Source organism: Flagellimonas sediminis (assembly GCF_010500845.1).
Lineage (GTDB): Bacteria > Bacteroidota > Bacteroidia > Flavobacteriales > Flavobacteriaceae > Flagellimonas > Flagellimonas sediminis.
Window position 1 is genome coordinate 203679 of record NZ_JAAAMI010000004.1, and the last position, 26340, is coordinate 230018.

A 26340-nucleotide genomic window follows, 5' to 3' on the forward strand; every position below is an offset into this window, starting at 1 on the left:
GGATTATTTTGTCCCTAATGTATCAATTTAAAAGGAAAGGTCCCAGTGATCATTCAAACTGTATGGCTTTCACAGGCGTAATTTTGGTAATAATGTATGATGGTACCAAAAGCATCAAAAGGCACAAGAACATAACCCCGATGTTGAGCAATAAAACGGTTGGGGCATCCATATGGACCGGAATATACTCAATATAATATTCCTCCGGATTTGGGAACTTGAACATTCGGTATTCAGCCTGAAGGAAAATGATTCCCAATCCTATCAAATTACCCCAAAACAGTCCAATGGCAATCAAGTAAGCCGCATTGTACAAAAACACTTTTCGGATACTCCAATTGGCGGAACCAAGAGCCTTTAATATACCTATCATTTGGGTGCGCTCCAGAATCAATACCAATAGTGCGGTAATCATGTTGATACCTCCCACAATGATCATGATCCCAATGATCAGGGCAATATTGAAATCGAAGAGTTGGATCCATTCAAAAATGCGGTAATACTTGGTCTTGATGTTCTGGGTATCGAGACTGGAAACCGTCTTGCCATAGATTTCATTGCTTTTTTCCTCCAATTGGTCAAAATCGTCCAGAAACACCTCAAAATTACCGATTTGGTCAGCTTCCCATTTGTTCATCCGCTGTATATGGCGAATGTCCACAAATACGTAGGTGGCATCAAATTCCTCAAATCCACTGTCATAAATGCCCACAATCTTGAACTTTCGGTTATTGGGAATCTGGGAAGCATCCCCATCCTTCAAAAAGAAGGAGAAAAAATCTTCGCCTATCCCTAACTGTAGACGATTGGCCATCATCCTTGAGATCAACACCTCATCATTGAGCTTTCCCGTGTAATCTGGCAACCTACCCTCTACCAGATATTCCTTAAAGGCGCTCCAATCATAATCGGGGCCGACACCTTTGGCCAGCATTCCTTCAAAGGTATCCTCGGTGCGGATGATTCCACCTTTGGTGGCCACAGCCTGCACATGGCGTACCCCATCCACATTTTTGAACTCGGGATAAAAATCTTGATGGATTGAAATAGCTGAAACGGAAACTTCGGAAGTATTGTTGTCGTAATTGGAAATCTGGATATGGCCATTGAAAGCCGAGACCTTTTCGCGAATTTTGTTTTTCAACCCAACACCTGTGGCTATGGCGATGAGCATCATGACCACACCGATCGCAATTGCAGCAATAGCGATTTTTATTATAGGGGCGGAAATACTAATTTTATGTTCCTTCCCTGTAATCAGGCGTTTGGCAATAAACAATTCTAAATTCAACGGATGCCCATTTTATCTAATCTCAAAAGTACTGTTTTCTTATTGTTTTTGGCGCTTTCTTGTTGCAAGGGCCAGCAAAAACAGGAGATCAACACACCAATTGGGGAAATTATCACTCCTCTTCCTGAAATAAAAGTGGCCGCAAACCGTACGGAAGTATACCTACCTATGCTACAAGGCAAGAAGGTGGGTATCGTAGCGAATCCCACCAGCGTTATTTTTCATGACAAAGGGTACACCCACTTGGTGGATTCCTTGGTTTCCCTTGGGGTTGATGTAAAAAAAGTTTTTGCCCCGGAACACGGATTTCGTGGCACTGCCGATGCCGGGGAACATGTGAAGGATGGTGTGGATGCCAAAACTGGGGTGCCCATCATCTCCCTTTATGGAAAAAACCGAAAACCCTCCAAGCAACAGTTGGACGAATTGGATGTGATGGTATTTGACATTCAGGATGTTGGAGTCCGCTTTTACACTTTTATCGCCACACTCCAATTGGTGATGGAAGCCTGCGCGGAACTCGGAACACCCATCATGGTGCTTGATCGACCCAATCCGAACGGACAATATGTGGACGGACCTACCATGATGAAGGAACATGCCAGCTATTTGGGCCTGCAACCGATTCCATTGGTGTATGGAATGACCATGGGCGAATATGCCCAAATGCTGAATGGTGAAGGTTGGTTGGAAAACGGCAGCAAGGCTGACTTAACGGTTGTCCAACTTGAAAACTATACGCACGCTTCCAAGTATCATTTACCCATTCGTCCCTCGCCTAACCTGCCCAATGATGTTTCCATCACCTTATACCCAAGTTTGGGTCTGTTTGAAGGCACCAATGTAAATGCGGGTAGGGGCACTGAGTTTCAGTTCCAGCGATATGGGGCCTCGTTTATGGATAGTACCCAATATGAATTCAGCTATGTGCCAGAACCCAATTTCGGTTCCAAAACTCCCAAAGAGGAAGGTAAAACCTGTTATGGAAAAGACCTTTCCCAAAGCCCAAGAATGAACGAAATGACCTTACGATGGGTTATCGACGCCTACAAGAATACATTGGACAAGTCCAAATTTTTCCTGACCAGTGGGTTCACCAAACATGCGGGAACGACTTTGTTGCAGCAACAAATAGAGGCGGGACTTTCCGAAGATGAAATCAAAGCCACTTGGCAAGACGACCTGGAAAACTTCAAGAAAATTAGGGAGAAGTATTTGATCTACGAATAAATAAGTAAGGGTTTGACACATCTGCTTCCGGCAGGCAGGAATTGTTCGAATGCTCTCGAATTTTCTTGTTGTCACATCGAGCGCAGTCGAGATGTCTCAAAACATTAAAGATTTCTCAATCGAAGCAAAGCTTCTCATTTCGAAATTACCTCCCTTTGCTCGGTAGTTGGTCTTCTGTATTTATGAAAGGGTTGCTTGAGCAATCCAGTAATACTGCTGTTCTCCTTTTCATCGGGAAAAGTATCTACACCATACACAATATCCTTCACTTCCATGGTCATATAGGTACCGAACAACCTATCCCAAATGGCAAAAATATTTCCGTAGTTGGAATCGGTATAAGGCAATTGATAATGATGGTGCACTTTGTGCATATCCGGGCTTACCACAAACCAACTCAATGCGTTGTCCACCTTTCTGGGCAGTCTAATATTGGCATGGTTAAATTGTGAAAACACCACGGACAAACTTTGATAGAGCATAATGATACCGATGGGAGCGCCCACGATCAAGACCCCTGCCAAGGTAAAGGTATAGCGTATCAAACTCTCCAATGGATGGTGTCTATTGGCAGTTGTGGTATCTACATGATGGTCTGAATGATGTACCAAATGCACCATCCAAAGCGGTTTCACCTTATGCTCCACCCAATGGGCAGCATAGGCTCCAATCAAGTCCAGCAACATGACCCCTAGCAACACATACAACCACAACGGCATCGCTGGCAACCAATTAATGATGCCAAATTGGTTTTCCACGGCCCAATCCGAAGTCTTGAGCAACAGAAAGGCGAGCGGAAAATTCACGATGATCGTGGTCATAGTCAAAAAGAAATTGGGAACGGAGTGCTTCCATTTTTTGTAGGGAGTACCAAACAACGGCATTATGCCTTCCAAAATCCAGAAAAAAGTGATTCCACCTACCAAAATAAGGCTTCGGTGTGAGGAAGGAATGGTCTCAAAGTATGAAATGATCTGCTCCATACTTTCAAATATAAAAAATCGTCAAAATTTAATTCGCTTTTTCATTTCCTCAACAATATTAAAGGCAGCTGGGCAAATGGCCACATTTTTAAGGGTGAGGTTGCTGATCTGTTGGAATTTTTTCCGGTCGGTATGTGGAAATTCGCGACAGGCCTTGGGTCTTACTTCGTAAATAGAGCAATAATTATCGGCTCCCAAAAAAGTACAGGGTACACTTTGGAGCACGTAATCGTTCTCTTCATCAACCCTGAGATAGGTATCGATGAACTGCGAGGGTTTCATCCGAAAATGTTTTGCAATCCGCTCTATATCCACATTGGTGAAAAGAGGACCTGTGGTCTTGCAACAATTGGCACAGGTAAGGCAATCGGTACGTTCAAATTCCGCTTCGTGAAGTCCTTGCATTACATAATCCAGGTCCTTGGGCGGACGCTGTTTTAGTTTGCTGAAGAATTTTTTGTTCTCCGCATGCTTTTCTTTGGCCTTTTGGGGCAACCCATCAAGAATTTCATCCATATCGCACAAACTTATCCAAATTAAACTTTACTCTGCAATTAAAGTCCCACCTTTGTAAAAACACCAATTTCATGGCAGATGTTTTAGGCAAGGCCGTCATGGACTTTCAACAAGGAAACTATACAGAGGACATTAAAACTTTTTCCTCCTTGGACGAGGAGGATGTAATCCCTATCCCTTACCTATTCAGAAACTTTAAAGAAATGCCCAAAATTGAACAAAAAGCCCTTAAACTGGCCTACGGCAAGGTTTTGGACATTGGTTGTGGTGCGGGTAGCCATGCCCTTTATCTCCAGGACAAGAGTTTGGATGTGACTGCTTTGGACAATTCCGAAGGGTGTATTGCCGTAGCCAAGGAAAGAGGTGTTCAAAAGACCATATTAAGTCCAATTTTAGACTATTCTGGTGATACCTTCGATACCTTATTGTTATTGATGAACGGCATAGGGTTGGCAGGGACGCTTAGCAATTTGACCGCATTCCTACAACATTTGGCCTCATTGTTGAGGGAAAATGGACAAATATTGTTAGATTCCAGCGATATCATCTATATGTTTGATGAAGATGAGGATGGCGGATTTTGGATTCCGAACAACGGACACTATTACGGAGAGGTGAACTTTACCATGCAATACAAAGAATGGAAAACAGAACCCTTTGATTGGATTTATTTGGATTATAATACCTTGCAAAATGCTTGTTGGGCCAACGGGTTGGAATGTGAACTGATCGTTTCTGGTAAACATTACGACTATTTGGCCAAGCTCACCTTAAAAAGGTAATAGATTCCGATATGGAACGTTCTATTTTATATTTGCTATATATGAAAAAGAGAAATGTATTGTACACCATTTTTGGATTGATGCTCTTAATCGGATGCTCCAAGGATTCCGATATTACATCTTCAAATTCGTCATCCACTATTGACAAATCAGGAAACCGATTGACAACGGGAGCCTCCGCCAGTGACCTTTTGGCCAATACCAATTTTGATAAACTTTTGATTGAAATAGGATACGTTTCCGGTCATCAACCTACAACCGAAGCCATTACCAATTTTGAGAATTTTTTAAGGGCCCGCACCTATAAGGAAAACATTGAGTTCAAATACACTCCTCTGACTTCTCCAGGCGAGGAAACGTTGACCCTTGATGAAGTGGTCGACTTGGAAAACAAAAATAGGACCGAATACAACGACGGCTCCACCTTGGCCATTTACATCTACTTTGCCGATGCTCCCTCGGATTCTGACAATCCAGACGAAGGGACCGTGACGTTGGGTGCTGTATATCGAAATACCTCCATGATCGCATATGAGGCCACCATTAGGGATTTGGCCAATGCCAGTTCTGTAGTAACTGTTGCCGATGTGGAGACCGCTACCTTGTTCCATGAATTTGGGCATTTGTTCGGATTGGTCAATTTAAGCACCCAATCGGTCAACGATCATGAAGACCCAGATGCCTCCAACCACTGTAACGTGGCCGGTTGTTTGATGCGTGCCGAACTCGAATTTGGGACTTCCTTGTTGAAGACCATGCAGAACCGTGCATCCAAAGGTTTGGCGTCTATTCCGGAATTTGATTCGGAATGCCTGTTGGACCTGCAAAAATATGGTGGTCGCTAAAGTCTTGCTTAAGGGATATTCAAATATTTATGGGTCTGTAGGGAAACCTTCCATTTGGGGTGCTGCATGACATAGTCCACGATCAAGGGTACCATTTTGTCTCGCACGCTCCATTCCGGTTGTAGGTAAAGGATACAATTTCCCCCTACTTGGGCGGCCTGTTCTTCGGCAAAGATAAAATCGTGTTTGTTGTAGACGATGACTTTCAATTCATCCGCTTTTTGATGCACATCTCCCACGGGCAATTTGTTCTTTTTTGGGGACAGACAAATCCAATCCCAAACCCCTGTGAGTGGATAGGCCCCGGAAGTTTCAATGTGGGTCTTCATCTTTTTGGCCTTCAAACCTTCGGTAAGTGGACCCATGTCCCACGTCAACGGTTCTCCACCCGTGATCACAATGGTATCGGAATATTTTTCGGCATTGGAAATGATACTTTCAATGGCGGTTGGAGGATGCGTTTCAGCATTCCAACTTTCCTTCACATCGCACCAATGGCAACCCACATCACAACCACCCACCCGAATAAAGTAAGCCGCTGTTCCTTTATGGAACCCCTCTCCTTGAATGGTATAAAATTCTTCCATCAAGGGAAGCATCAGGCCCTTTTCCACCAAATCCATCACGTTGTTTTCAACCATGGTGCAAAGATACGTTACTGCCCGTTGATTCCCAGCTATCTTTTTATTATTGCTTTAGGGTGAAATGTCCCTTTTTCAGATGGAGGGCCCCATCATGGTCCACCAACTGCAGCACATACCAATAATCGGAGGGCGGCAAGGGTCGTCCATTATAAAAACCGGTCCACCCATGAAGAAGGGGGTCCAATTGAACCAATAATTTGCCATACCTATCAAAGACGGAAAAACTGCCTTCTTGATAAAACTCATTAGTGATTCCCTTTATTCCGAGAATATCATTGACACCATCATCATTAGGCGAGAAAAATTTGGGTACTCCCACCACCCCTACTTGAATCCAATCCATTCCGCAGCCATTTTTATCCACAGCAAAAAGGGTATGCAGGCCCGGTTCCACATCTTTAAACACAGAGGTTCTACCATTAGTACCATATAATTCATCCAAAAAAAAATCATATTCCCCCAGACCCAACTCCCCATTCTCATTCAGAATGGTGATGGTACCCGTATCCTCGTCATCATCTACCACAACATACTCTGGCAACAGGTGGGGTGGACCTGATTCAGTTACTTCAAAATAGACAGGCGCCGATATACAACCTTCTTCGGAAGTACCTACGGCACTATAGCTTCCCACTTCAGAAATAGAAATGGTAGCTGCCGTTCCTATTTCATCGTTGGCAGCATTTCGCCAAGAATAAGAGTAACTGCCAGCGGTATTCATGGGCGAAACCACAACTTGTCCTCCAGTACAGAATGAATATTCACTTTCCAACTCGAAGGAAGGAATGGGCCATACGGTCAACGTAAGGTATTCCCCCACGCCAAAACAGGTGCCCGAACCTTCATCATCCACCCGAACGAACAAGGTTTCGGAATAGGGAACACTGTTGGAATACATTCCTATATTTCCTATCTCGTTCCGCTTATAAAGTGCATCATCTTCCGTTTGATAAAAGGTCACCGTTAAACCGTTTTCCAAAGGAAACTGTGCCATCATATCGGCCTCAGCATCTTGAAGGTTAAACTTGGCAATACCATCATTTTCCCCTTGATCACATGCTTGCAAATCGTAACTATAGCCTTCGGGAAATGAAGTAGTGGACACTTCAAGATATAGCGACCCAACAGCATGGCAGTACTCCCCAACCCCATTGGCCCTGAAAAAAAGCTCATTGGTCACTGCATTGTTAAAGTTGTTGGCAGTAATTTGGTTCACCTCGTTTTCTGCATCCATTTCGGTGAGGTAGAACGAAAAGTTAAACGATTCATAATTTGCGCTCAGCAGATAGAGATATTGGGTAAGGTCGAAATTGGTAAACCCATCGGGAACACCATCCCCATCACAGTTGGTTAGGGTAATCCCATCATTGATTTCGGGCACCACCTTCACCTCTGCCTGAACCAGAGCTTTTTGACCCGTTGTGCATCCATTATAGGAAGCCAAGACATAAAAAGAAGATGTGCTATCCAGAAAAGGAGTCTCAAAACTATCCCCAGACCCTAGGTTGTTTCCTTCAGCATCAAACCAGAGTACTTGGCCCAAGGTGGCAGTTGCCTCAAGAATAACTGTACCGGGGCCACATCTGGTGCCTGAAGAAATCACTGAAATTTTGGGAACGGTAATCTTTGTACTCGCTGATAGGTTCAGCACAGGATCCCCTGGCATTCCTCCATATTCTACCACATAGCCTTTGGGCTGATAATCTCCATCACCTCCTCCAATGGGCAAATCGTTCCAAGACCCGATGATCCCAACTCCTGGCGCGGTGACGTGGGCATAATCCTCATCATTAAGGTTGTTGGGTTCATTAGTGTTCCAAAATGCAAAATTTGGCGTACTGCCAGTATAGTTTCCGTTCCAAAATATCTGTCCTGCTTCCGGACCTGTCATCCATTTCCAAACTCCTTCTGTTTGGGCATCCGATCCACCTATCCAACCCGTTCCGGCTACTTGTTCTCCTGTAATTTGTGCCTCAGCGGCCGATGTCACCGTAACCAAATAGCCTTGCAGCCCAAAATAAATCCTGTTTTGTGCGGCAACTCGGGCATCTTCCCAATTGACACCAACTTGAGGGACATATTCATAGTAATGCCCTGTTTCGGGCAGATAATTGGCACTGCCAATGGTAAAGGAGAAAAACTTTTCCTCGGTTGGTGATTCTGAAGTGCTTTCAAAGATCACATCTTTTACTGCGGCAATTAGATCTGCGTACAACATGGAACCACCGCCTGTTCCTGTTAGGGTAAGTTTCCCCTCTTGACTGTTCCAACTAGCTGAAATAGTGGGATGGGAATTTGTCAGGGACAACAAATCAAATCCTCGCTGATATCCTGTGGAAATCTGAATATAGAAGGCATCTATTCCGGTATCGTCAGGATCAATGATATCAAAATTGGTCACGATGGGAATTGCTGTCAGCGGACAATATACTTGGTCACCTTCAGCAAAAATTTCCGGAGCCACATTGTAGGCGGCTTGGGCAAAATCAAGGCAAAAAAGTAGAAGACCCATAATTAAAAGGGACGCTTTTTTATCCTTAAATCGATACCAAAACTGCATGTGATTGTTTAATGCGATAACTAGAAAGATACAAACTTATCCTTCGGAATACACTTTCCATTAATACACTGGAATTTTAACGATAGCCTGGGTCATTTAACGGCAATGACATCAATTTCCACCTTGCCATTGGCCGCAATACCGCTAGCGGCAAAAGTGGTCCGTGCCGGTTTTTTGGTAAAATATTGGGTGTAGATTTCATTAAAGGCGGCAAAATCGGAGATATCACTTAAAATCACGGTGCATTTTACCACATTGTCCAAAGTCATTTCATGTTGGGCCAAAACATCCGCAATATTTTTAATCGCCTGTTCGGTTTCCGCCTGCACACCACCACCCACCAAGGTTCTGGTGGCTTGGTCCATACCTATTTGCCCAGCCAAATAGAAGGTGTTCCCGGCCTGAACGGCATCACTGAAGGGGGCATTCTGCTTTTTTGGTTCATGTGACTTATGAAAAATGATTTCGGTACTTTCTTGGGCGTAGGTTGTGGCCATCACCCCGCTCATCAATAACGACAACACGGCGTAGTGAAAAGGTTTCATAGTTCGTTTTTTAGTTTTGCTTAAAATTACCCTATTTTTATCGGAAATTGAACACCATGGGCGACAAAGAAAAATTCTTTGAACATATAGAGCAAGGCTACACCATGAAAGGCGATTCCATTGTTATGGGAGCTGCTATGCTGGATGGGGAAACCATGACCAATGCCTTTGTGAAGATACCCCTAAAAACCCTCAACCGTCACGGTTTGATTGCCGGGGCCACGGGTACCGGTAAGACCAAGACCCTTCAGGTTTTGGCTGAAAATCTATCCGACAAAGGGATTCCAGTATTATTGATGGACTTGAAGGGGGATTTGAGTGGTATTGCCCAGCCTAGTCCTGGACACCCAAAAATAGATGAGCGCCATGCCAAGATAGGGTTGCCCTTTGAGTCCAAAGGATTTCCGGTGGAGATTATGTCGCTTTCAGACCAGGACGGGATTCGTTTAAGAGCCACCGTATCCGAATTCGGACCAGTGTTGTTGTCAAGGATCTTGGACCTTTCCGAAGCCCAGGAAGGTATTGTGGCCGTGGTTTTCAAATATTGTGATGATAACAAGTTACCGCTCCTCGACCTAAAAGATTTTAAGAAAGTATTGCAATATGCCACTGAGGAAGGAAAGGAAGAATTTCAGGAATCGTACGGACGTATTTCTACCAGTTCCACAGGGACCATATTGAGAAAAATCATTGAGTTGGAACAACAGGGGGCCAATCTATTCTTTGGTGAAAAATCCTTTGATGTGGAAGATCTGGTTCGAATCGATGAAAATGGAAGAGGTTATGTGAACATCATCCGATTGACAGATATCCAAGACCGCCCTAAATTGTTCTCCACTTTCATGTTGAGCCTCTTGGCAGAAATCTATTCCACTTTTCCCGAGCAGGGTGATAGTGACAGACCGGAATTGGTGCTGTTCATTGATGAGGCCCACCTGATTTTTGATAATGCTTCCAAGGCTCTTTTGAATCAAATCGAGAGCATTGTAAAATTGATCCGCTCCAAAGGAATCGGGCTGTATTTTGTGACCCAAAACCCAACCGATGTGCCGGACGATGTGCTGGCACAATTAGGTTTGAAGGTGCAACATGCCCTAAGGGCATTTACCGCCAAAGATCGACAGGCAATCAAATTAACGGCACAGAACTATCCTATCTCCGAGTTTTACGATACTGCCGAAGTATTGACTTCACTTGGTACAGGGGAGGCCCTTATTTCCGCTTTGGATGAAAAAGGAAGACCTACCCCGCTTGCGGCCACCATGATGCGAGCCCCAATGAGCCGCATGGATGTTTTGACCGATACCGAGATAAAGGAGGTGCTTGGCAAATCCAAGTTGATCAAAAAATACAATGAGGAAGTGGACCGTGAAAGTGCCTACGAGATCCTCAATGCAAAAATGGAAAAGGCTGAGAAAGAAGCCGAAAAAGTAAAAGAACAAAAAACCACTACTGGAAGAACTACCACATCCCGCAGTAGCACCCGCATGAACCCTGTGGTAAAAGTGCTTACCAGTGCCACATTCATTAGGGGAGTCTTGGGAGTATTAAAAAAAGTGATCCGATAGTTTTATGAAAAATACCGCGAAAGCAATCGCCCTAACTTTGGGCCTTATTCTATTACAATCCTGCGAAAAGGATACTACCTTCTTAATTACGGAAACCAGTGTGGGTCCCATGACCAAAACCACCAAAGTAAACCAACTGAAATCTGTCTTCGCCCTAGATTCCGTTGTTATGGATACCACAAGGATTGTCTCAGGAACCAAATCGAGCAAAATAGAGATCTATGAAAAAGGTGGTAAGCATTTACTCTCTATAACGCCCAGTAAGGACAGTATCCAAAGTATTGAAAATGTAAGGATTATGGATCCAAGGTATGTTTCCGACAAAGGCATTGGATTGAAAAGTACCTTTGCGGAGCTTAAAAAGAAATACCCCATCAAAAAAATCGTGACCACTTTGAACAGTGTTGTGATCTTCCCAAAGGAAAGCAATCTTTATTTTACGATTGACAAGAAAGAACTTCCGGGCAATCTCAGGTTCACCATGTCCAATATTGAAGAAGTTCAAATCCCTGATGAGGCCAAGTTGAAATATCTGATGTTGGGATGGGAATAGATCAGTGATCTATTTGCATCAATTCAATCCATACTGTTCCCGATTGGCGATAACTTTAGGACTATTATCGTGCATCCATTCGGCGAGTTCCAATAGTTTTTCCACATAGGATTGTCCAAATTCGGTAAGTTTGTATTCTACCCGAATGGGAACTTCCGGATAGGCTTTTCTTTCAATATACCCATCCGCCTCAAGGATTTTTAAACGCTGGCTCAAGACTTTGTTGGATATGCCATACACATACTTTTTGAGTTTGTTAAAGCGTAAAACGGAAAAATAACCCAACCATAAAAGGATTAAAATGCTCCATTGATCCGAAGCCACGGACATGACGTCACGCACGGGACAAAGTTCCGGTGGGTTCCTGTAATCAATATGCCCGAACATTTTTTCTAATTTTTTTACGGTTCTAACTTTCTGATTTTCAGCAATAGTTTCCATATAAACACCTAGTTTTCAGTTCGTCACCTCTTTCTTGTTCGAAAAGGAATATGTAATTTTAGTTTCAAATCAAGAGTAAGTTACAAAAAGTAACCTAATGAAGAAAATGCTCAAAAAGATATTGCCCTTGGCTTACGGCCAATATTACAATGTGTACACCTTGGTCGCTCCCCAAAAAGCAGCCGACAGTGCCTTTCATTTATTTTGCACGGTTAGAAAAGGTAGGGTAATGCCACAACAGGCCGATTATTTAAACGGGGCCAAATTGGCCATGGAGGAAGTGGCAGAACATAAGATACAGTCCTATCACTGGCCCGGGAACAAGGAAACCGTTTTGTTGGTCCATGGTTGGGAGAGCAATACGTTCCGTTGGCGCAATCTTATCAAAAAGCTTCGGGAGGCAGATTTCAATATCATTGCATTCGATGCACCATCCCATGGCTACTCAACCGGTAAGCATTTATACGTTCCGCTGTATGAAATTGCAGTGAACCACATGGTCAAAAAATACAACCCCAAACATTTGATTGGGCATTCGGTTGGTGGGATGACCATTATCTACAACCAATACAAAAATCCAAGTCCAGAAGTGGAGAAAATGGTCACTATAGGATCCCCTTCTGAGTTTCACGAGATCATGCAGCATTTTCAGAACATTCTAAAGTTCAACGATCGCGTGATGAAGCAACTTGATGCCTATGTTTTGAATCGTTTTGGTTTTCGCATCAATGAATTCTCCACTTCAAAATTTGCCCAATCCATCAGTAAAAAAGGTCTTTTGTTCCATGATAAATTAGACCAGATTACTCCTTACCATGCCTCGGTGGCCGTGAACAAAAATTGGGAGGGCAGTACGTTGATCAGTACAGAAGGACTCGGACATTCCATGCACCAGGACGATGTGAACGATCAAATCATCTCATTTTTGCAAGCTTAAAAAAGTTATCCTACTTTTCAGAAAAAATAGAAGATGCAAAACGTTACCCCTTTTCATGTGGCCATCCCCGTTCACAATTTGGATGAATGCAGGACTTTTTACCGAGAAGTATTGGAATGCGAGGAAGGACGATCTGCCGATCATTGGGTAGATTTCAATCTTTTCGGACATCAATTGGTAATCCATTACAAACCCAAATCCGAAGAAGCGCTGCACACCAACCCTGTTGATGGAAAAAATGTGCCAGTTCCCCATTATGGTGTGGTTTTGCCTTGGGACACTTTTGAATCCTTTTCCAAAAAACTGGAAGCCAAGGGTATCGCATTTGTCATCGAACCCTACATCCGTTTTAAAGGAGAAGTGGGAGAACAGGCTACCATGTTCTTTTTAGACCCTGCAGGAAATGCTTTGGAATTCAAGGCGTTTAAGGATATGGGGCAGTTGTTCGCCAAATAGATTACGCCAAGGTAAGTCCCTTTCTTCGAACCCACAGATGGGCAAAAATCATATTGGGCACCCAGCAGAGCCAAGCCACAATTTTATAGGCCAATAGAAATTCACCAAAAATGATGGTAAGGAAGGGCAGCCAAATACGAAGGGTCACGGCAGCAAAACAAGCGGCGTAGCTATAGATCATCATCCCTTGGTGAAGGGTCAAGTCCTTTTTCCTCACTGCCAAATAGGCCCATATGGTCGTGAAGAGCCATACAATCCCCAAACTGATGAATCCAACTGATGGAATGATGCCACCTGTGGCATAGATTCCCAAATAGATGCCACAAAGACCGCTGACGAGAACGGAAATCACATAGAATTTACCTAAGTTTCTGTGCAGATTCAGTTTTTTGGTTCGCAGTTTTTTGCTGAACTGTGACCAACCAGACAACAAGGCCAATCCACCAAAAATAATATGCCCATAAAAGGCGAAACGCCAGACTTCACTCGTCCGGACAGCCTCGTCTTTACCCAACAGCAGGCCAAACTCGCCAGAAGTTACAAGATAGAACAAGGGATAAAGACCAATACCAATGGCCAGCAACACAAACACTATCCAAGCAACCTTATTCCTTACTTTTTTGGCCATATCGTTTGATTTACAAGGAAGTAAGTTATCGAATATTTGTTCAGAAAAACAAGAATTTAGCAAGCAAATCGTTATAAGTGCGTAGAACAGGCCCAAGGGCCATCCCAAATCCTACGAATATGAAAACAATTCTACTTTTGATCACCATTGTGTTCTCATCCATGGCGGTATCTAGCTGCACCAATGACGAAAGCGATACCGAATTTGACTACATCAATCCAGATGAGGAACAACAAGCCACCCAAGTAGCGGATACCGTACAAGAGCAGCCGAACTAGCTTATTTGGCGTTGTGGCGCTCCCTCGCCAACAATGTATTTTTGAGGAGCATGGCAATGGTCATGGGTCCAACACCTCCGGGAACGGGTGTGATGTAGGACGCTTTTTTGCTTACATTTTCAAAGTCGACATCGCCGGTAATGTAATACCCTTTTTCATGTGAATCATCGGCTACACGGGTGATGCCTACATCAATTACGACCACGCCATCTTTTACCATATCGGCCTTTAAGAAATTGGGAACACCTAATGCGGATACCACAATATCCGCCTGAAGGGTAAGTGCCTTGATATCCTTAGTACGGCTATGGGTCAAGGTTACCGTAGCATTGCCCGGTTTTCCTTTTTGACTCATCAAAATGCTGATGGGCCTACCCACAATATGGCTACGACCGATTACCACGGTGTGTTTGCCTTCCGTTTCCACATTGTAACGACCCAATAGTTCCATAATCCCGAAGGGAGTTGCCGAAATAAAGGATTCCATCTCAAGCGCCATTTTTCCAAAATTGGTGGGATGAAACCCATCCACATCCTTATCGGGATCTACGGCCATCAAAACCTTTTCCTCATCAATGTGTTTGGGCAATGGCAATTGAACAATGTAGCCATCAATATCGGAGTTGTTGTTGAGGTCGTGCACCTGTTTCAACAATACTTCTTCGGAAGTTTCCTCTGGAAGATGGATCAAGGTGGATTCGAAACCGATTTTTTGGCAGGATCGTACCTTACTGCCCACATAGGTAAGACTGGCACCATCATTACCCACCAAGACGGCGGCCAAATGGGGCACTTTTTCTCCCCTTGACTTCATTTGTGCCACTTCAACGGCAATTTCTTCTTTGATCTGGTTCGATATCTTTTTTCCGTCGAGGATTTCCATGGTCTTATTTTTGGTTATTTAAGGTAATGATTTTCAGTGTTTCTTGGATGAATTCGGTTTTACCGAGCACGTAGGCTCCCCTATCGTTCCGATACTTTGCCGCCAACCCAACCTTAAGGTCTTCGTAGGCCTGGGCCCTATCTTGATGTTCAATCAAATAATCCCGAAATTGAATCTGTTCCCACATGATATTGTTTTTGGGACACATGTGGATGTGGAATATCTGCTCCTTAACCCCGTCCAAATTATATCCCTTCCCGAAGGACATGTAGGCATCGATTCCCTCTCTGGCAGGTACTTTAAAATGCGTATATCCCAAATCCTTGAACTGTTCAATAAGGGTTTCATCAAACAGCAGATTTTCAGGAATTTCGATTAATAGATCAATGTAAGGTTTGGCCTTAATATTTGGTATGGAAGAGCTTCCGAAATGTTCGATCCTCAAAATCCTGTCAGACCCAATAGCATTGAAAATCAGATGCTTTTCAGCTTCAAAAATAGATTTCCAATTGGGGTCATGGTCTACCAATTCTACTGGAAAAAGCGTATTCCAGTCCTCTTTGGTAAGATCGAACAAGGTTTTTTTCATTAGTATAGTGGGTGTGCCGAAATAGCGCCGTTAAATTACCTCAAATTCTGCATCATCTGCATCATCTTTTTACCGCCGCCGCCTTGCATCATTTTCATCATCTTGCTCATTTGATCGAACTGTTTCAGCAACTGGTTCACTTCTTGTATGGAGGTTCCACTACCTGAAGCAATCCGCTTTTTTCTACTGGCATTGAGTAAAGAAGGGGTTGATCGTTCATCCGGGGTCATGGAATGGATAATGGCCTCAATGTGTTTGAAGGCATCATCGTCAATATCCAAGCCTTTAAGGGCCTTTCCGGCTCCAGGGATCATGCCGATGAGGTCCTTCATGTTCCCCATGCGCTTGATCTGTTGAATCTGGCTTAAGAAATCATCGAAACCGAACTTGTTCTTGGCAATTTTCTTTTGGATCTTTCGCGCCTGCTCTTCATCAAACTGCTCCTGGGCACGCTCCACCAATGAGACCACGTCACCCATGCCCAAAATACGATCGGCCATCCTAGAAGGGTGGAACACATCGATGGCTTCCATTTTTTCTCCCGTACCGATGAACTTGATGGGTTTGTTCACCACGGATTTGATGGAAATGGCGGCACCACCACGGGTATCACCATCGAGTTTGGTAAGGATTACCCCGTCAAAATTCAGGACATCGTTGAACGCCTTGGCGGTGTTCACGGCATCTTGACCTGTCATGGCATCAACCACGAACAAGGTCTCTTGCGGTTGGATCGCCTTGTGGATGTTGGCAATCTCCGCCATCATCTGTTCATCCACGGCCAAACGACCCGCGGTATCGATGATGACCACATTACAGCCCAAACTCTTGGCGTGGGCAATACCTGCCTTGGCTATGGCCACAGGATCATTGTTCTCCCGATCGGAATAAACCTCTACCCCGATTTGTTCCCCAACGATGTGCAACTGATCAATCGCAGCAGGCCTGTATACGTCACAGGCTACCAATAAAGGTTTTTTGCTTTTTTTATTTTTGAGAAAATTGGCCAACTTTCCGGAGAAAGTGGTTTTACCCGAACCTTGCAGACCGGACATTAAAATGATGGAAGGGTTACCGGAAAGGTTGACTCCTTCGGCATCTCCTCCCATGAGTTCGGTGAGTTCGTCCTTCACAATCTTCACCATCAATTGCCCTGGTTGAAGGGTGGTCAATACATCTTGACCCATAGCCTTTTCTTTCACCCTATTGGTAAAATCCTTGGCTATCTTAAAGTTGACGTCAGCATCCAACAGGGCCCTCCTGATCTCTTTGAGGGTCTCCGCAACATTGATCTCCGTAATCTGTCCATGCCCTTTGAGGACGTGGAGCGCCTTATCCAGTTTTTCGCTTAAATTGTCGAACATAGGTTCTCTTTGTTTAAAAGGAAGCACAAATTTAAGAATAATAAAAAAAGAAAAGGACGGCTTTGGGGAGAGCCGTCCTTTTTTTAAAAAAAGATTGGGGAAATTTATCTAGTTGATCTCAAATACCAGTTTATCCGTACCCCCGTTACCACCACTTACATCAATAAGCTCAATTCGAGTAGAGGTGAAGGAAACAATATCCCAATCATCTGACAAATCCTCGAAATTGTTAGGTGAAGCGAATAAAATATTAAAATCTACATCACTGTCCTTGTTGCTATCATCATCGCTGGAATTGGAATCCGTAATGGACCATGTTCCATTGACATCTGTGGTGCCATTGGATGCAACCAGCGTACCATCAGCATTAAATTTGAAGGTATAACCGTTGAAATTTGAAGTTTCTTCCTTATCGGTATCGAAAAAGTAGGTGATGACCCAATCACCACTCAAGGCAATTCCGTTTAGCTCCGTTATTTGGGAAGCGGTCAAATTATCGGTTGTTCCTTCATCGTTATTGTCAGTGCTGCAACTGGCAAAAGCAATCAGCATAATGAATGCGAATTTTAATACTGAGGTTTTCATAGCAAATAGTGTTCTCGTTGTAATTGGTTATTTAATTAAGGTTTCTCGAATACCAAGGTCTCTATAGTTCCATCGCCACTCTCATCGGAGAGTTCAATTCTTGTGGAGGTGATGGAAACAATCTTCCAATCGTCCGTTAGGTCCCCAAGTTCATCGGTACTATCAAAATTGATGTAGAATTTCAACCCGTCCTCGGAGTCACGCAATACCCTCCAAAGTCCATTGGCAATAGGATCAGCATTTACAGATACCTCAAGTTGATACATAGCGTTGAAATTAAAGTCCATTCCAGTGTAGGAAGCGGTCATGTCCACTTCACCTTCTTTGTAAAGGGCCACGTTCCAAGGGCCACCCATGGCAATGTTCCTGATCTCCAATACATCACCATCATCGGCACTATCGTTACAAACACTCAAGAGAACCATTTCATAATCGGTATCGGTAATCTCGAATTTCAATCGGGTTTGGGTCAATTCACGTACCGGCCATTCAAAACTTACGGCGGCTTCATCACCCATAGTGATCATTAGGGACAATTGCAACTGGCTGTTGTAACCCAATTCCCAAGTACCTTCTTTAACATCCACACCATTGCTCAAGGTTACGGTTCCTTCCGCCGAGAATTCAAATTGATAGCCCAAAAGTCTTTCAACTTCCTCGCCTTGGTTCTTGACTTTTTTGATCACCCACTGGCATTCGTTCAAAATGGCCCTTAAAGTATCTGGATCGGTTTCTCCAATTGGGTCAACATCACATCTCTTTTTAAGTACGATCCTGTTGCCACTATTTTGGTACAGTTTAATGACACCATCTTCAAGTTCATAAACCTGACCTTCAATATTGAAATCGACCATTGCTTCAAAGTTCAATCTTAAGTACACTCCATTATCAGTTGTAGTAGTAGTCCAAGTTCCTGTAATGGATACGTTGGCACCTCCACCCAGCACTACATTACCATCTTCGGTAAAGGTCATGATGTGCTCAAAATATTGTTCGGTATTGTCTACCTCGTTTCTGATGATCTGGCGTACTTCCCATGGACAGGTAACCAAATAAGCATCCAACTCCTCTTTGGTAAAGTCGTCATCATTGTAATCATTGTCATCATCCTCATCGCACTCGGTCTTGGCCAATTGCAATGCAGCCGCCAATTCGGCATTGTTGGTCACCACAACTTGGGTACCATCATATTTTTTAAGGGTAATGGGGTATTCAATGCTTACCAGTTCATTATCCTCCAATTCGGAGAAGAACCTGCACATACCCCTGTCAGTTTCTACAGTAATTTCACCAGTCTGTTGGTTATTCACATCAAAAGTGAACAAGGTAATGGGATAAACAAAATCGATACACTCGATATCATCATCATCGCCACCTTCCAAACATTCGCGGGCCATGGCTTCAAGTTCATCCATACTATTGATCGTAATTTCACTAAAATCGGCCAACGTAATGGTGATTGGAAAAGCGATATCCAAAATATCGTCATCAGTATCGAATTCATCAAAAATTTCCTCGATTACCTTAAGGTCGATTTCAGAATCGATGGTAACCTGAACTCCATTTACCTCAACGGTATATGGAAATTGGACGGCGAAACAACTGGCACCATCCACAATATTGTCAAAAGAGCCATCATGGGAACAAGTATCCTCAATAAGTACGGCTGTGGAGGAACTTGCAGAGATGGTCTGTTCCTCTGAACCTCCGCCAACTACTTCAAATTCTTCTTGGCAGGAAGCAAAACTAAAAATAAGTACAACTAGTGCTACGCGCAAAACGTTGTTCATCAACTTTTTCATAACGAATTGAATTTTGGGGTTATAATTCGATAGTGAAACAACCATCTTAAAAAAAACCCTACTTTATCTTAATTTTTTTTAAAATATCTTTGATTGGATTTACAATTTTTGCCAAATGAGCAACGTCTGCGAAGACCATATTTTCAGTTCCGTTTTCAAAGCCCATTCCAAAACGGTTTTCAATTATATCTTTTATAAGTTCGGAAACGAGGAGAAAGCACACGATGCCGTACAGGAAGCTTTTGTGAAGCTTTGGGAGAACTGTGCCAAGGTGAGTCCAGATAAAGCCAAGTCTTTTGTATACACCGTGGCCAACAACTTGTACCTTAATGTGATCAAAGCGGAAAAGGTCAGGATGAAATATGCCGATGCATCCAATGACCGCTCGCATGAATCTCCCGAATTTTTAATGGAGGAAAAAGAATACAAGCAAAAATTGGAGGATGCCCTGAACGCCTTACCAGAAAATCAACGAACCACTTTTTTGCTCAACCGGGTAGATGGGAAGAAATACGCCGAAATTGCCGAAATGGAAGGCGTTAGTGTAAAGGCCATTGAAAAAAGAATGCATTTGGCATTAAAAAGCCTTCGCGAACATATAGATGGTATTTGAAATTTAAATAATTGATTTGTAATTGTTTAACATAATTCAACACAAAATAGAAACTACTTTGAAACCTGATTTTATAAAAATGTTGATTTTCAACAAAGTAGCGGTAGGGTTTTTAAGGAGTTGATTGTTATAACAAGGTAAAGCATAGAAACCATGCAAGAAAATTACTTGGCAAAGTGGCTCAACGGAGAGCTTTCGGAAACGGAGCTGGCAGAATTTAAAGCATCTGCTGAGTATGCTTCGTACCAAAAGCTGATGGAGGTCACCAATACTTTAAAGGCCCCCGACTTTGATGTGGACCAAGCCCTCGCCCATTTGAAGGAAGAGCTTATTGGCACGGCACCCAAGGTCATTACATTGAACCCTTTCAAGAATTTCTTAAAGGTGGCCGCGGTAATTGCCATATTGCTCGCCGGTTCCTATTTTTACGTGAACACCTTGAACGAAACCGTTTCTACTGAATACGCTCAACGTACCGAAGTGACCCTTCCGGATGCCTCCGAAATATTTTTGAACGTAGAATCCCAGGTAACTTACAGTAAGAAGAATTGGGACAAACAACGTAACATAAAACTAAAAGGGGAAGCTTTCTTTAAGGTTTCCAAAGGAAAAAAATTCACCGTTTCTACCGATCAGGGCACCGTAGCCGTTTTGGGAACCCAGTTCAATGTGGAAAACAGACAAAACTTTTTTGAAGTCACCTGCTTTGAAGGATTGGTAAGCGTAACCTACCAAGGAATGGAAACCAAGTTGCCCGCCGGCACCTCCTTTATGGTCATCAACGGTGAAATTGTAGAATCGCCAATGCCAAAAGGTGACGTTCCCGCTTGGATGAACAACGAGAGTAGCTTTGAGCGCATCCCACTCAAATACGTTCTTGCCGAATTGGAGCGACAGTTCAATGTGAAGGTCACTACCCAAAATGTGAACACAGATATCAATTTTACAGGTACCTTTAACAACACAGACCTCGATATGGCGTTAAAAAGTATAAGTACCCCGTCTCAAATCAAGTACAGAGTAGAAGGCGATAACGTACTTTTTTATGCTGGGAACACGCCGTAATAAGCATTCAAACCTCATATTGGGTTTCTTGTTTTTCCTTTTTTGTTTGGTTTCCATTCATGCCCAGGAAGAACAACAACCTTCCATTGCCCTTGTTTCCTATATCAAGACCTTAGAGGAACGTTTCAACGTAAAATTTTCCTATATCAATGAAGACCTTGAAGGTTTAACTATTGATGCCCAAAAAAAACCGGAGTCATTGGAAGATATACTATCTTACATTCAAGAGCAGTTTCAAATTCAATACAAAAAACTCAACGACCGTTATTACACCCTAATCAAAAACTCCCACGTTGATTTGTGTGGAATGGTACTGGATAATTTTGCCAGCAATACCATACCCGGCGCCACCGTTGAAATCTTGGGAACCAACCGGGCATTGATAACAGACGACGATGGAAAGTTCTCCATACAAGATGTTCCAAAAGATGCTTCCATACGAATCCGTTATTTGGGATTCCTTACCCAAAACATGAGTGTTGCTGAGTTCCTCGGTTTAGGGGAATGTCCTAAAATTTTGATGACACCACACATGGAACAACTGAACGAAGTCATCGTTTATCAATTCCTCACCACTGGTATCATTAAGGAAAAAGATGCAAGTATCACCTTGAATACAGCCGAATTTGGTATTCTTCCCGGGCAGATAGAACCTGATATACTTCAGACTGTTCAAGCACTCCCGGGTATCAAAAGTATTGATGAGACGGTGTCCGACATCAATGTGAGGGGTGGCACCAACGATCAGAACCTTGTGTTGTGGAACGGTATCAAAATGTATCAATCCGGACATTTTTTTGGGTTGATATCCGCCTTCAATCCCTATTTGACCGACCAAGTCACTATTTATAAAAATGGCACTCCAGCTGCTTATGGTGATGGCGTGAGCGGCGTGATCCAAATGGAAACCAGCAACAAAATAGCAGAGCAATGGAAAGGTGGTGCCGGGTTTAACCTTATCAGCGGGGATTTTTATACCGAAGTTCCCCTTAGCGATAAATTGGGGATTCAGTTTGCCGCTAGACGATCGGCTACCGATTTTTTGAACTCCCCAACCTACAACCAGTTTTTTGACCGTGCTTTTCAGGACAGTGAGATTACGGACCAGAACAATAACTCGGTGGATGATGAAATCCAAAGAAAAGAGGATTTCTTCTTTTATGATTTTTCAGGAAAGATTCTCTACAACATCAACGATGACCACCAATTAAGGTTCAGTGCCATCCACATCAAGAACAACCTTAAATATGCAGAGAACAACATAACGGACAGGGAAACCAATATAAGCCTGTTGAAACAGGACAACCTATCCGTTGGTGGACAACTGCAAAGTCAGTGGAACAATAGGTTCTCTTCTCATTTGAACATGTATTATTCCCGATATAATCTGGATGCACAGAACGTTTTCGGGAACCAGGTACAGCAATTGTTCCAACAAAACGAAGTCATTGAAAACGCCGTAAAACTGAACACGGACTATCAATTGACCGACCAGTTCAATTGGAACAATGGCTACCAATATATTGAGACGGGTATCACCAATGTCACGGTACTAAACGAGCCTGACTTCAATAGCAAAGTAAAAGGGGTTGTTAGGATACATGCACCCTATACGCAGTTCGACTATCACTCCCCGGAAAATACCTTTATCGCTAAAGTGGGCGCCCGGTTCAATTTTATTGAAAACTTGAACACCTTCAAGGAATTGCTGATTGAACCCAGGGTGAATCTCAACGTTAAACTGGCCAATTATTTAAGGGTAGAAGTTTTGGGCGAATTCAAGAGCCAGACCACCAACCAAGTGGTGGATTTGGAACAAAACTTTTTGGGAATTGAGAAACGCAGATGGATCCTCTCCAATGATAGTTCCCTTCCCGTAACCAAAAGCAAGCAGGGCTCTGTTGGAATGAATTATGAAAAAAACCACTTTTATGTGGGGCTGGAAGGTTTCTATAAACAAGTGGATGGCATCAGTACCAGTACCCAAGGGTTTCAGAACCAGTACCAATTTTCTGGAGAAATTGGAAGTTATGACGTTAAGGGCATTGAATTCCTCGTCAATAAAAAAGGAGAGAATTATAGCACTTGGTTGAGCTATGCCTATAACAAGAACGATTACACTTTTGACTCCATTGTGCCCCAAAATTTCCCCAATAATCTGGACATTAGACACACGCTCACCTTTGCCGGAACCTACACCTACAACAACCTAAAATTGAGTATTGGCCTTAATTACAGAACGGGTAAACCCTTTACCGAACCCATGGATGGCGACCAAGGTCTGGATACCGATTATACTCCATCGCGGATCAACTTTAAATCCCCTAACAGCAGCAGACTACCTGAGTATTTTAGGGCAGATGCCTCGGCCATTTACAGTTTTAGATTGAGCCCGAGGATCAACGCCAATGCCGGTCTTTCGGTCCTGAACGTGACCAACCGGAAAAACACACTGAACAGATACTATCGGGTGAACGATGAGGACGAAATTGAAACCGTGGACAATGTATCGTTGGGTCTGACCCCTAATTTGAGTTTTAGGATCAACTTTTGATCTTCCAACTGGTATCGTTCAAATCGAAATTGTACATTCTCCGAACAATTTCATATAAGTCAGGGAAATCCTGTTTGAAGACTTGGGGAGTTTCAACAAAGTTTTCTGTGATCACTGCAAAGAATTCCACAAAATTGATCTTGCCGTATTCCCTAAAATAAGTGGTTTGAGATAACAGTTCCGAAAAAGCATCGGTCTCGTACAGTTTCTTGATCTTGACCAACCCCACTTGAAAACTCTTGGCCTCAAATGTTGGTTTTCTCAATGTTTCGATCATCAAGGCATGCGCCACTTCATGAATTCCTAAATTCACATTGTCATTTGGGATCCCAAAACCATCCTTCAAACCTTCCGCAGAAAACACCAAGGTTCGCAACCTCGGATTATATTCCCCAATATGATGTCTTCGGGAAATTTTGGAATAATATTTACTTGGATAAATGATGACCCGCACGATGGATTTCTCAAACCGATAGTTGTTCATCCCCATGGTCAACAGTACTGCAGAAGCCGTCACATAAGCCTTTATTTCTTCCTTATTCTCAATGTTGCCATAAAAAATAAAGGGTTTTTTCGACTTGAACCAAGCGAAACGTTCCAGAAATGTTCTACGTTGTTCTGGGTTCAGAATATGGAAAGGTTGTAAGAACTGGGAAATGAACTGCCGCTCTTTGACCGTGATTTTTTTAACGGGATGCAACAAGTTGAATAGGGTAAGCCGTTCCTTGGCCACATTTTCATAAATGGCCTTGGCCAGAAAAAAAAAGAGTCCGCACATCAAAATGATGGCTGCCAACTGCTTATCTGCTTCGGAAATTTGTTGCATTACATCCTTTCGGGCACCTCTATCCCTAAAAGTCTAAAGGCTGATTGGATCACCTCCCCTACTTTTTTGGACAACTGCACCCTGAAGTTTTTCTTTTGCTCGTCCGTTTCCCCGAGAATGGACACCTGTTGGTAAAACGAGTTGAACTCCTTCACCAGATCGTAGGTGTAGTTGGCAATAAGGGCCGGACTGTAATTTTCGGCCGCCAGTTGTATGGTTTCCGGGAACAATTGGATCTGTTTCAACAGTTCCTTTTCCTTTTCATGAAGCTCCATGGTCACGTTGAGCACAGTCAAGACGTCAAAATCTGCCTTTCTTAAAATGGATTGGATCCTAGCGTAGGTGTATTGAATGAACGGACCCGTATTCCCTTGAAAATCCACCGACTCTTCCGGGTTGAACAGGATTCGTTTTTTAGGATCCACCTTTAGGATGTAATATTTCAACGCCCCCAAACCTATGGTTCGATATAGTTTTTGTTTTTCTTCTTCGGAATAGCCATCCAGTTTGCCCAGTTCCTTGGAAATGGTCTCGGCGGTCTCCTCCATGTTTTGGATAAGGTCATCGGCATCTACCACCGTACCTTCCCTACTCTTCATTTTACCGCTAGGCAAGTCCACCATCCCATAACTCAGGTGGTACAATTTCTCGGCCCAGTTATACCCCAACTTTTTCAAGATGAGGAAAAGCACCTTAAAGTGATAGTCCTGCTCGTTCCCCACGGTATACACCATTCCGTTGATATCCGGAAAATCGGTCACCCTTTGGATGGCCGTACCAATATCCTGGGTCATATACACCGCGGTGCCATCGGAACGCAATACGATTTTCTCGTCCAAGCCATCCTCGGTCAGGTCGATCCACACACTACCATCTTCTTTTTTAAAGAAGACCCCTTTTTCAAGACCATCTTTCACCACATCACGGCCCAACAAGTAGGTATCGCTCTCGTAGTACAATTTATCAAAATCGACCCCGAGGTTTTTGTAGGTAGTATCAAAACCTTCATACACCCAACCATTCATCGTTTTCCATAAGGAAACTACTTCTGCATCACCGGCTTCCCACTTGCGGAGCATTTCTTGGGCTTCCAACAAGATGGGCGCTTCTTTCTCTGCTTTATCCTTGGGTGTTCCACTTGCCACTAATTCGGCAATCTGTTCCTTATAGGCCTTATCGAAAGCCACATAGTATTTCCCCACCAAGTGATCCCCCTTCATTCCAGAGGATTCTGGGGTTTCCCCTTCTCCGAATTTCTGCCAAGCCAACATGCTTTTGCAGATGTGGATGCCCCGATCATTGATGATCTGCGCTTTGTACACTTTTTTACCGGAGGCCTTCAAAATTTCAGCAACCGAATAACCCAATAAGTTGTTCCGGATATGCCCCAAGTGCAACGGTTTGTTGGTATTGGGTGAAGAATATTCCACCATGGTGGCTCCTTTGGATGGTATTTTCACATAACCGAAATCCACCTCATCCTTGATGCTATTGAAGAAATTCAGATAATAACGTTCCGAAATCACAATGTTCAAAAAGCCCTGGACCACATTGCATTTGGCCACTTCCTCCACATGTTGCTGCAGGTATTCCCCGATTTGTGTACCGATCTGTACAGGATTTCCCTTTACAAAGCGTAACATGGGGAATACCACCACGGTAATATCTCCTTCAAAATCCTTTCGGGTAGGTTGAAATTCCACCGCGGGCAGGTCAACTTGGTACAGTTGTTTTACCGCCTCGATCACTTTTTGGGTCAAATCGTTCTGCAAACTCATCTAAAAGGCTTTTCAGCCCGCAAA

Annotated in this window: 26 protein-coding genes; 11 read left to right on the forward strand and 15 right to left on the reverse strand. The window is 43.4% G+C overall.

Annotated features, from left to right (window positions below; translation table 11 throughout):
- Positions 1-49: 49 nt before the first annotated feature.
- Positions 50-1291, reverse strand: a complete 1242-nt coding sequence (locus tag GTK07_RS09900) for an ABC transporter permease (RefSeq protein ID WP_163635090.1) — start codon at positions 1289-1291, stop codon at positions 50-52.
- Between the two features lie 3 nt (positions 1292-1294).
- Between GTK07_RS09900 and GTK07_RS09905 the strand changes: the two genes are divergently transcribed.
- Positions 1295-2521: an exo-beta-N-acetylmuramidase NamZ family protein gene (locus tag GTK07_RS09905; protein WP_163635091.1), complete on the forward strand. Its 1227-nt coding sequence runs from the start codon at positions 1295-1297 to the stop codon at positions 2519-2521.
- A 134-nt stretch (positions 2522-2655) separates the two neighbouring features.
- On the opposite strand, the gene GTK07_RS09910 is transcribed toward GTK07_RS09905, so the two are convergent.
- The gene (locus GTK07_RS09910) at positions 2656-3504 is read right to left on the reverse strand and encodes a sterol desaturase family protein (RefSeq protein ID WP_163635092.1); all 849 of its coding nucleotides are present in this window, start codon (positions 3502-3504) and stop codon (positions 2656-2658) included.
- 21 nt (positions 3505-3525) lie between these two features.
- Entirely contained in the window at positions 3526-4020 is a 495-nt protein-coding gene (locus GTK07_RS09915; protein WP_163635093.1) for a YkgJ family cysteine cluster protein, read from the reverse strand.
- 71 nt (positions 4021-4091) lie between these two features.
- Between GTK07_RS09915 and GTK07_RS09920 the strand changes: the two genes are divergently transcribed.
- Together GTK07_RS09920 and GTK07_RS09925 are read left to right on the forward strand one after the other, a co-directional pair.
- Positions 4092-4802 (forward strand): class I SAM-dependent methyltransferase, encoded by a 711-nt coding sequence (locus GTK07_RS09920; RefSeq protein WP_163635094.1) that lies wholly within the window; start codon positions 4092-4094, stop codon positions 4800-4802.
- A 41-nt stretch (positions 4803-4843) separates the two neighbouring features.
- On the forward strand, positions 4844-5647 hold the full coding sequence (locus GTK07_RS09925) for a hypothetical protein (protein ID WP_163635095.1): 804 nt from the start codon (positions 4844-4846) through the stop codon (positions 5645-5647).
- A gap of 8 nt (positions 5648-5655) precedes the next feature.
- On the opposite strand, the gene GTK07_RS09930 is transcribed toward GTK07_RS09925, so the two are convergent.
- The 3 genes from GTK07_RS09930 to GTK07_RS09940 form a co-directional block, all read right to left on the reverse strand.
- Positions 5656-6288 carry a 7-carboxy-7-deazaguanine synthase QueE gene (locus tag GTK07_RS09930; RefSeq protein ID WP_163635096.1) on the reverse strand — a complete coding sequence of 211 codons (633 nt, stop codon included), beginning with the start codon at positions 6286-6288 and terminating at the stop codon, positions 5656-5658.
- Positions 6289-6334: 46 nt separating this feature from the next.
- The gene (locus tag GTK07_RS09935; protein WP_163635097.1) at positions 6335-8851 is read right to left on the reverse strand and encodes a T9SS type B sorting domain-containing protein; all 2517 of its coding nucleotides are present in this window, start codon (positions 8849-8851) and stop codon (positions 6335-6337) included.
- A 92-nt stretch (positions 8852-8943) separates the two neighbouring features.
- Positions 8944-9396 (reverse strand): Rid family detoxifying hydrolase, encoded by a 453-nt coding sequence (locus tag GTK07_RS09940; protein WP_163635098.1) that lies wholly within the window; start codon positions 9394-9396, stop codon positions 8944-8946.
- A 56-nt stretch (positions 9397-9452) separates the two neighbouring features.
- Between GTK07_RS09940 and GTK07_RS09945 the strand changes: the two genes are divergently transcribed.
- Positions 9453-10964 carry a helicase HerA-like domain-containing protein gene (locus tag GTK07_RS09945; RefSeq protein WP_163635099.1) on the forward strand — a complete coding sequence of 504 codons (1512 nt, stop codon included), beginning with the start codon at positions 9453-9455 and terminating at the stop codon, positions 10962-10964.
- A gap of 4 nt (positions 10965-10968) precedes the next feature.
- Positions 10969-11517, forward strand: coding sequence for a hypothetical protein (locus GTK07_RS09950; protein ID WP_163635100.1), 549 nt, complete (start codon positions 10969-10971; stop codon positions 11515-11517).
- A gap of 18 nt (positions 11518-11535) precedes the next feature.
- On the opposite strand, the gene GTK07_RS09955 is transcribed toward GTK07_RS09950, so the two are convergent.
- Complete coding sequence (locus GTK07_RS09955; protein ID WP_235932762.1) at positions 11536-11904, reverse strand: winged helix-turn-helix transcriptional regulator; 369 nt, start codon at positions 11902-11904, stop codon at positions 11536-11538.
- 151 nt (positions 11905-12055) lie between these two features.
- Here GTK07_RS09955 and GTK07_RS09960 point away from each other — a divergent pair, with 151 nt between their 5' ends.
- Together GTK07_RS09960 and GTK07_RS09965 are read left to right on the forward strand one after the other, a co-directional pair.
- Entirely contained in the window at positions 12056-12895 is an 840-nt protein-coding gene (locus GTK07_RS09960) for an alpha/beta hydrolase (RefSeq protein WP_163635102.1), read from the forward strand.
- A 33-nt stretch (positions 12896-12928) separates the two neighbouring features.
- A complete protein-coding gene (locus tag GTK07_RS09965; RefSeq protein WP_163635103.1) occupies positions 12929-13351 on the forward strand; it encodes a VOC family protein in 423 nt (140 codons plus the stop codon).
- A gap of 1 nt (position 13352) precedes the next feature.
- Here the strand turns inward: GTK07_RS09965 and GTK07_RS09970 are convergent, their stop codons facing one another.
- Entirely contained in the window at positions 13353-13979 is a 627-nt protein-coding gene (locus GTK07_RS09970; protein WP_163635104.1) for a DUF2306 domain-containing protein, read from the reverse strand.
- Between the two features lie 119 nt (positions 13980-14098).
- Here GTK07_RS09970 and GTK07_RS09975 point away from each other — a divergent pair, with 119 nt between their 5' ends.
- Positions 14099-14257: a hypothetical protein gene (locus GTK07_RS09975; RefSeq protein WP_163635105.1), complete on the forward strand. Its 159-nt coding sequence runs from the start codon at positions 14099-14101 to the stop codon at positions 14255-14257.
- A 1-nt stretch (position 14258) separates the two neighbouring features.
- On the opposite strand, the gene folD is transcribed toward GTK07_RS09975, so the two are convergent.
- From folD to GTK07_RS10000, 5 genes are all read right to left on the reverse strand, one after another.
- Positions 14259-15140 (reverse strand): bifunctional methylenetetrahydrofolate dehydrogenase/methenyltetrahydrofolate cyclohydrolase FolD, encoded by an 882-nt coding sequence (gene folD, locus GTK07_RS09980; protein WP_163635106.1) that lies wholly within the window; start codon positions 15138-15140, stop codon positions 14259-14261.
- Between the two features lie 4 nt (positions 15141-15144).
- Entirely contained in the window at positions 15145-15729 is a 585-nt protein-coding gene (locus GTK07_RS09985) for a GrpB family protein (protein WP_163635107.1), read from the reverse strand.
- 35 nt (positions 15730-15764) lie between these two features.
- Positions 15765-17093 carry a signal recognition particle protein gene (gene ffh / locus GTK07_RS09990; RefSeq protein ID WP_163635108.1) on the reverse strand — a complete coding sequence of 443 codons (1329 nt, stop codon included), beginning with the start codon at positions 17091-17093 and terminating at the stop codon, positions 15765-15767.
- Positions 17094-17201: 108 nt separating this feature from the next.
- Entirely contained in the window at positions 17202-17678 is a 477-nt protein-coding gene (locus tag GTK07_RS09995; RefSeq protein WP_235932763.1) for a hypothetical protein, read from the reverse strand.
- Positions 17679-17713: 35 nt separating this feature from the next.
- Entirely contained in the window at positions 17714-19480 is a 1767-nt protein-coding gene (locus GTK07_RS10000; RefSeq protein WP_163635109.1) for a hypothetical protein, read from the reverse strand.
- Positions 19481-19595: 115 nt separating this feature from the next.
- Here GTK07_RS10000 and GTK07_RS10005 point away from each other — a divergent pair, with 115 nt between their 5' ends.
- From GTK07_RS10005 to GTK07_RS10015, 3 genes are all read left to right on the forward strand, one after another.
- Positions 19596-20093, forward strand: coding sequence for an RNA polymerase sigma factor (locus GTK07_RS10005; protein ID WP_163635110.1), 498 nt, complete (start codon positions 19596-19598; stop codon positions 20091-20093).
- Between the two features lie 153 nt (positions 20094-20246).
- Positions 20247-21158, forward strand: coding sequence for a FecR family protein (locus GTK07_RS10010; RefSeq protein WP_163635111.1), 912 nt, complete (start codon positions 20247-20249; stop codon positions 21156-21158).
- A gap of 28 nt (positions 21159-21186) precedes the next feature.
- On the forward strand, positions 21187-23712 hold the full coding sequence (locus GTK07_RS10015; RefSeq protein WP_235932764.1) for a carboxypeptidase-like regulatory domain-containing protein: 2526 nt from the start codon (positions 21187-21189) through the stop codon (positions 23710-23712).
- Here GTK07_RS10015 and GTK07_RS10020 read toward each other — a convergent pair.
- Together GTK07_RS10020 and argS are read right to left on the reverse strand one after the other, a co-directional pair.
- A complete protein-coding gene (locus GTK07_RS10020; RefSeq protein ID WP_163635113.1) occupies positions 23702-24538 on the reverse strand; it encodes a zinc-dependent peptidase in 837 nt (278 codons plus the stop codon). The two genes, GTK07_RS10015 and GTK07_RS10020, sit on opposite strands and share 11 nt — an antisense overlap.
- Entirely contained in the window at positions 24538-26316 is a 1779-nt protein-coding gene (gene argS, locus GTK07_RS10025) for an arginine--tRNA ligase (protein WP_163635114.1), read from the reverse strand. Before argS ends, GTK07_RS10020 begins: the two co-directional genes overlap by 1 nt.
- Between the last annotated feature and the right edge of the window lie 24 nt (positions 26317-26340).

Bases quoted from the DNA above. Each gene is read 5' to 3' on its own strand.
- GTK07_RS09905 (WP_163635091.1), top strand. From the start codon at position 1,295: ATGCCCATTTTATCTAATCTCAAAAGTACTGTTTTCTTATTGTTTTTG.
- GTK07_RS09910 (WP_163635092.1), bottom strand. From the start codon at position 3,504: ATGGAGCAGATCATTTCATACTTTGAGACCATTCCTTCCTCACACCGA.
- GTK07_RS09915 (WP_163635093.1), bottom strand. From the start codon at position 4,020: ATGGATGAAATTCTTGATGGGTTGCCCCAAAAGGCCAAAGAAAAGCAT.
- GTK07_RS09920 (WP_163635094.1), top strand. From the start codon at position 4,092: ATGGCAGATGTTTTAGGCAAGGCCGTCATGGACTTTCAACAAGGAAAC.
- GTK07_RS09925 (WP_163635095.1), top strand. From the start codon at position 4,844: ATGAAAAAGAGAAATGTATTGTACACCATTTTTGGATTGATGCTCTTA.
- GTK07_RS09930 (WP_163635096.1), bottom strand. From the start codon at position 6,288: ATGGTTGAAAACAACGTGATGGATTTGGTGGAAAAGGGCCTGATGCTT.
- GTK07_RS09935 (WP_163635097.1), bottom strand. From the start codon at position 8,851: ATGCAGTTTTGGTATCGATTTAAGGATAAAAAAGCGTCCCTTTTAATT.
- GTK07_RS09940 (WP_163635098.1), bottom strand. From the start codon at position 9,396: ATGAAACCTTTTCACTACGCCGTGTTGTCGTTATTGATGAGCGGGGTG.
- GTK07_RS09945 (WP_163635099.1), top strand. From the start codon at position 9,453: ATGGGCGACAAAGAAAAATTCTTTGAACATATAGAGCAAGGCTACACC.
- GTK07_RS09950 (WP_163635100.1), top strand. From the start codon at position 10,969: ATGAAAAATACCGCGAAAGCAATCGCCCTAACTTTGGGCCTTATTCTA.
- GTK07_RS09955 (WP_235932762.1), bottom strand. From the start codon at position 11,904: ATGTTCGGGCATATTGATTACAGGAACCCACCGGAACTTTGTCCCGTG.
- GTK07_RS09960 (WP_163635102.1), top strand. From the start codon at position 12,056: ATGAAGAAAATGCTCAAAAAGATATTGCCCTTGGCTTACGGCCAATAT.
- GTK07_RS09965 (WP_163635103.1), top strand. From the start codon at position 12,929: ATGCAAAACGTTACCCCTTTTCATGTGGCCATCCCCGTTCACAATTTG.
- GTK07_RS09970 (WP_163635104.1), bottom strand. From the start codon at position 13,979: ATGGCCAAAAAAGTAAGGAATAAGGTTGCTTGGATAGTGTTTGTGTTG.
- GTK07_RS09975 (WP_163635105.1), top strand. From the start codon at position 14,099: ATGAAAACAATTCTACTTTTGATCACCATTGTGTTCTCATCCATGGCG.
- folD (WP_163635106.1), bottom strand. From the start codon at position 15,140: ATGGAAATCCTCGACGGAAAAAAGATATCGAACCAGATCAAAGAAGAA.
- GTK07_RS09985 (WP_163635107.1), bottom strand. From the start codon at position 15,729: ATGAAAAAAACCTTGTTCGATCTTACCAAAGAGGACTGGAATACGCTT.
- ffh (WP_163635108.1), bottom strand. From the start codon at position 17,093: ATGTTCGACAATTTAAGCGAAAAACTGGATAAGGCGCTCCACGTCCTC.
- GTK07_RS09995 (WP_235932763.1), bottom strand. From the start codon at position 17,678: ATGAAAACCTCAGTATTAAAATTCGCATTCATTATGCTGATTGCTTTT.
- GTK07_RS10000 (WP_163635109.1), bottom strand. From the start codon at position 19,480: ATGAAAAAGTTGATGAACAACGTTTTGCGCGTAGCACTAGTTGTACTT.
- GTK07_RS10005 (WP_163635110.1), top strand. From the start codon at position 19,596: ATGAGCAACGTCTGCGAAGACCATATTTTCAGTTCCGTTTTCAAAGCC.
- GTK07_RS10010 (WP_163635111.1), top strand. From the start codon at position 20,247: ATGCAAGAAAATTACTTGGCAAAGTGGCTCAACGGAGAGCTTTCGGAA.
- GTK07_RS10020 (WP_163635113.1), bottom strand. From the start codon at position 24,538: ATGCAACAAATTTCCGAAGCAGATAAGCAGTTGGCAGCCATCATTTTG.
- argS (WP_163635114.1), bottom strand. From the start codon at position 26,316: ATGAGTTTGCAGAACGATTTGACCCAAAAAGTGATCGAGGCGGTAAAA.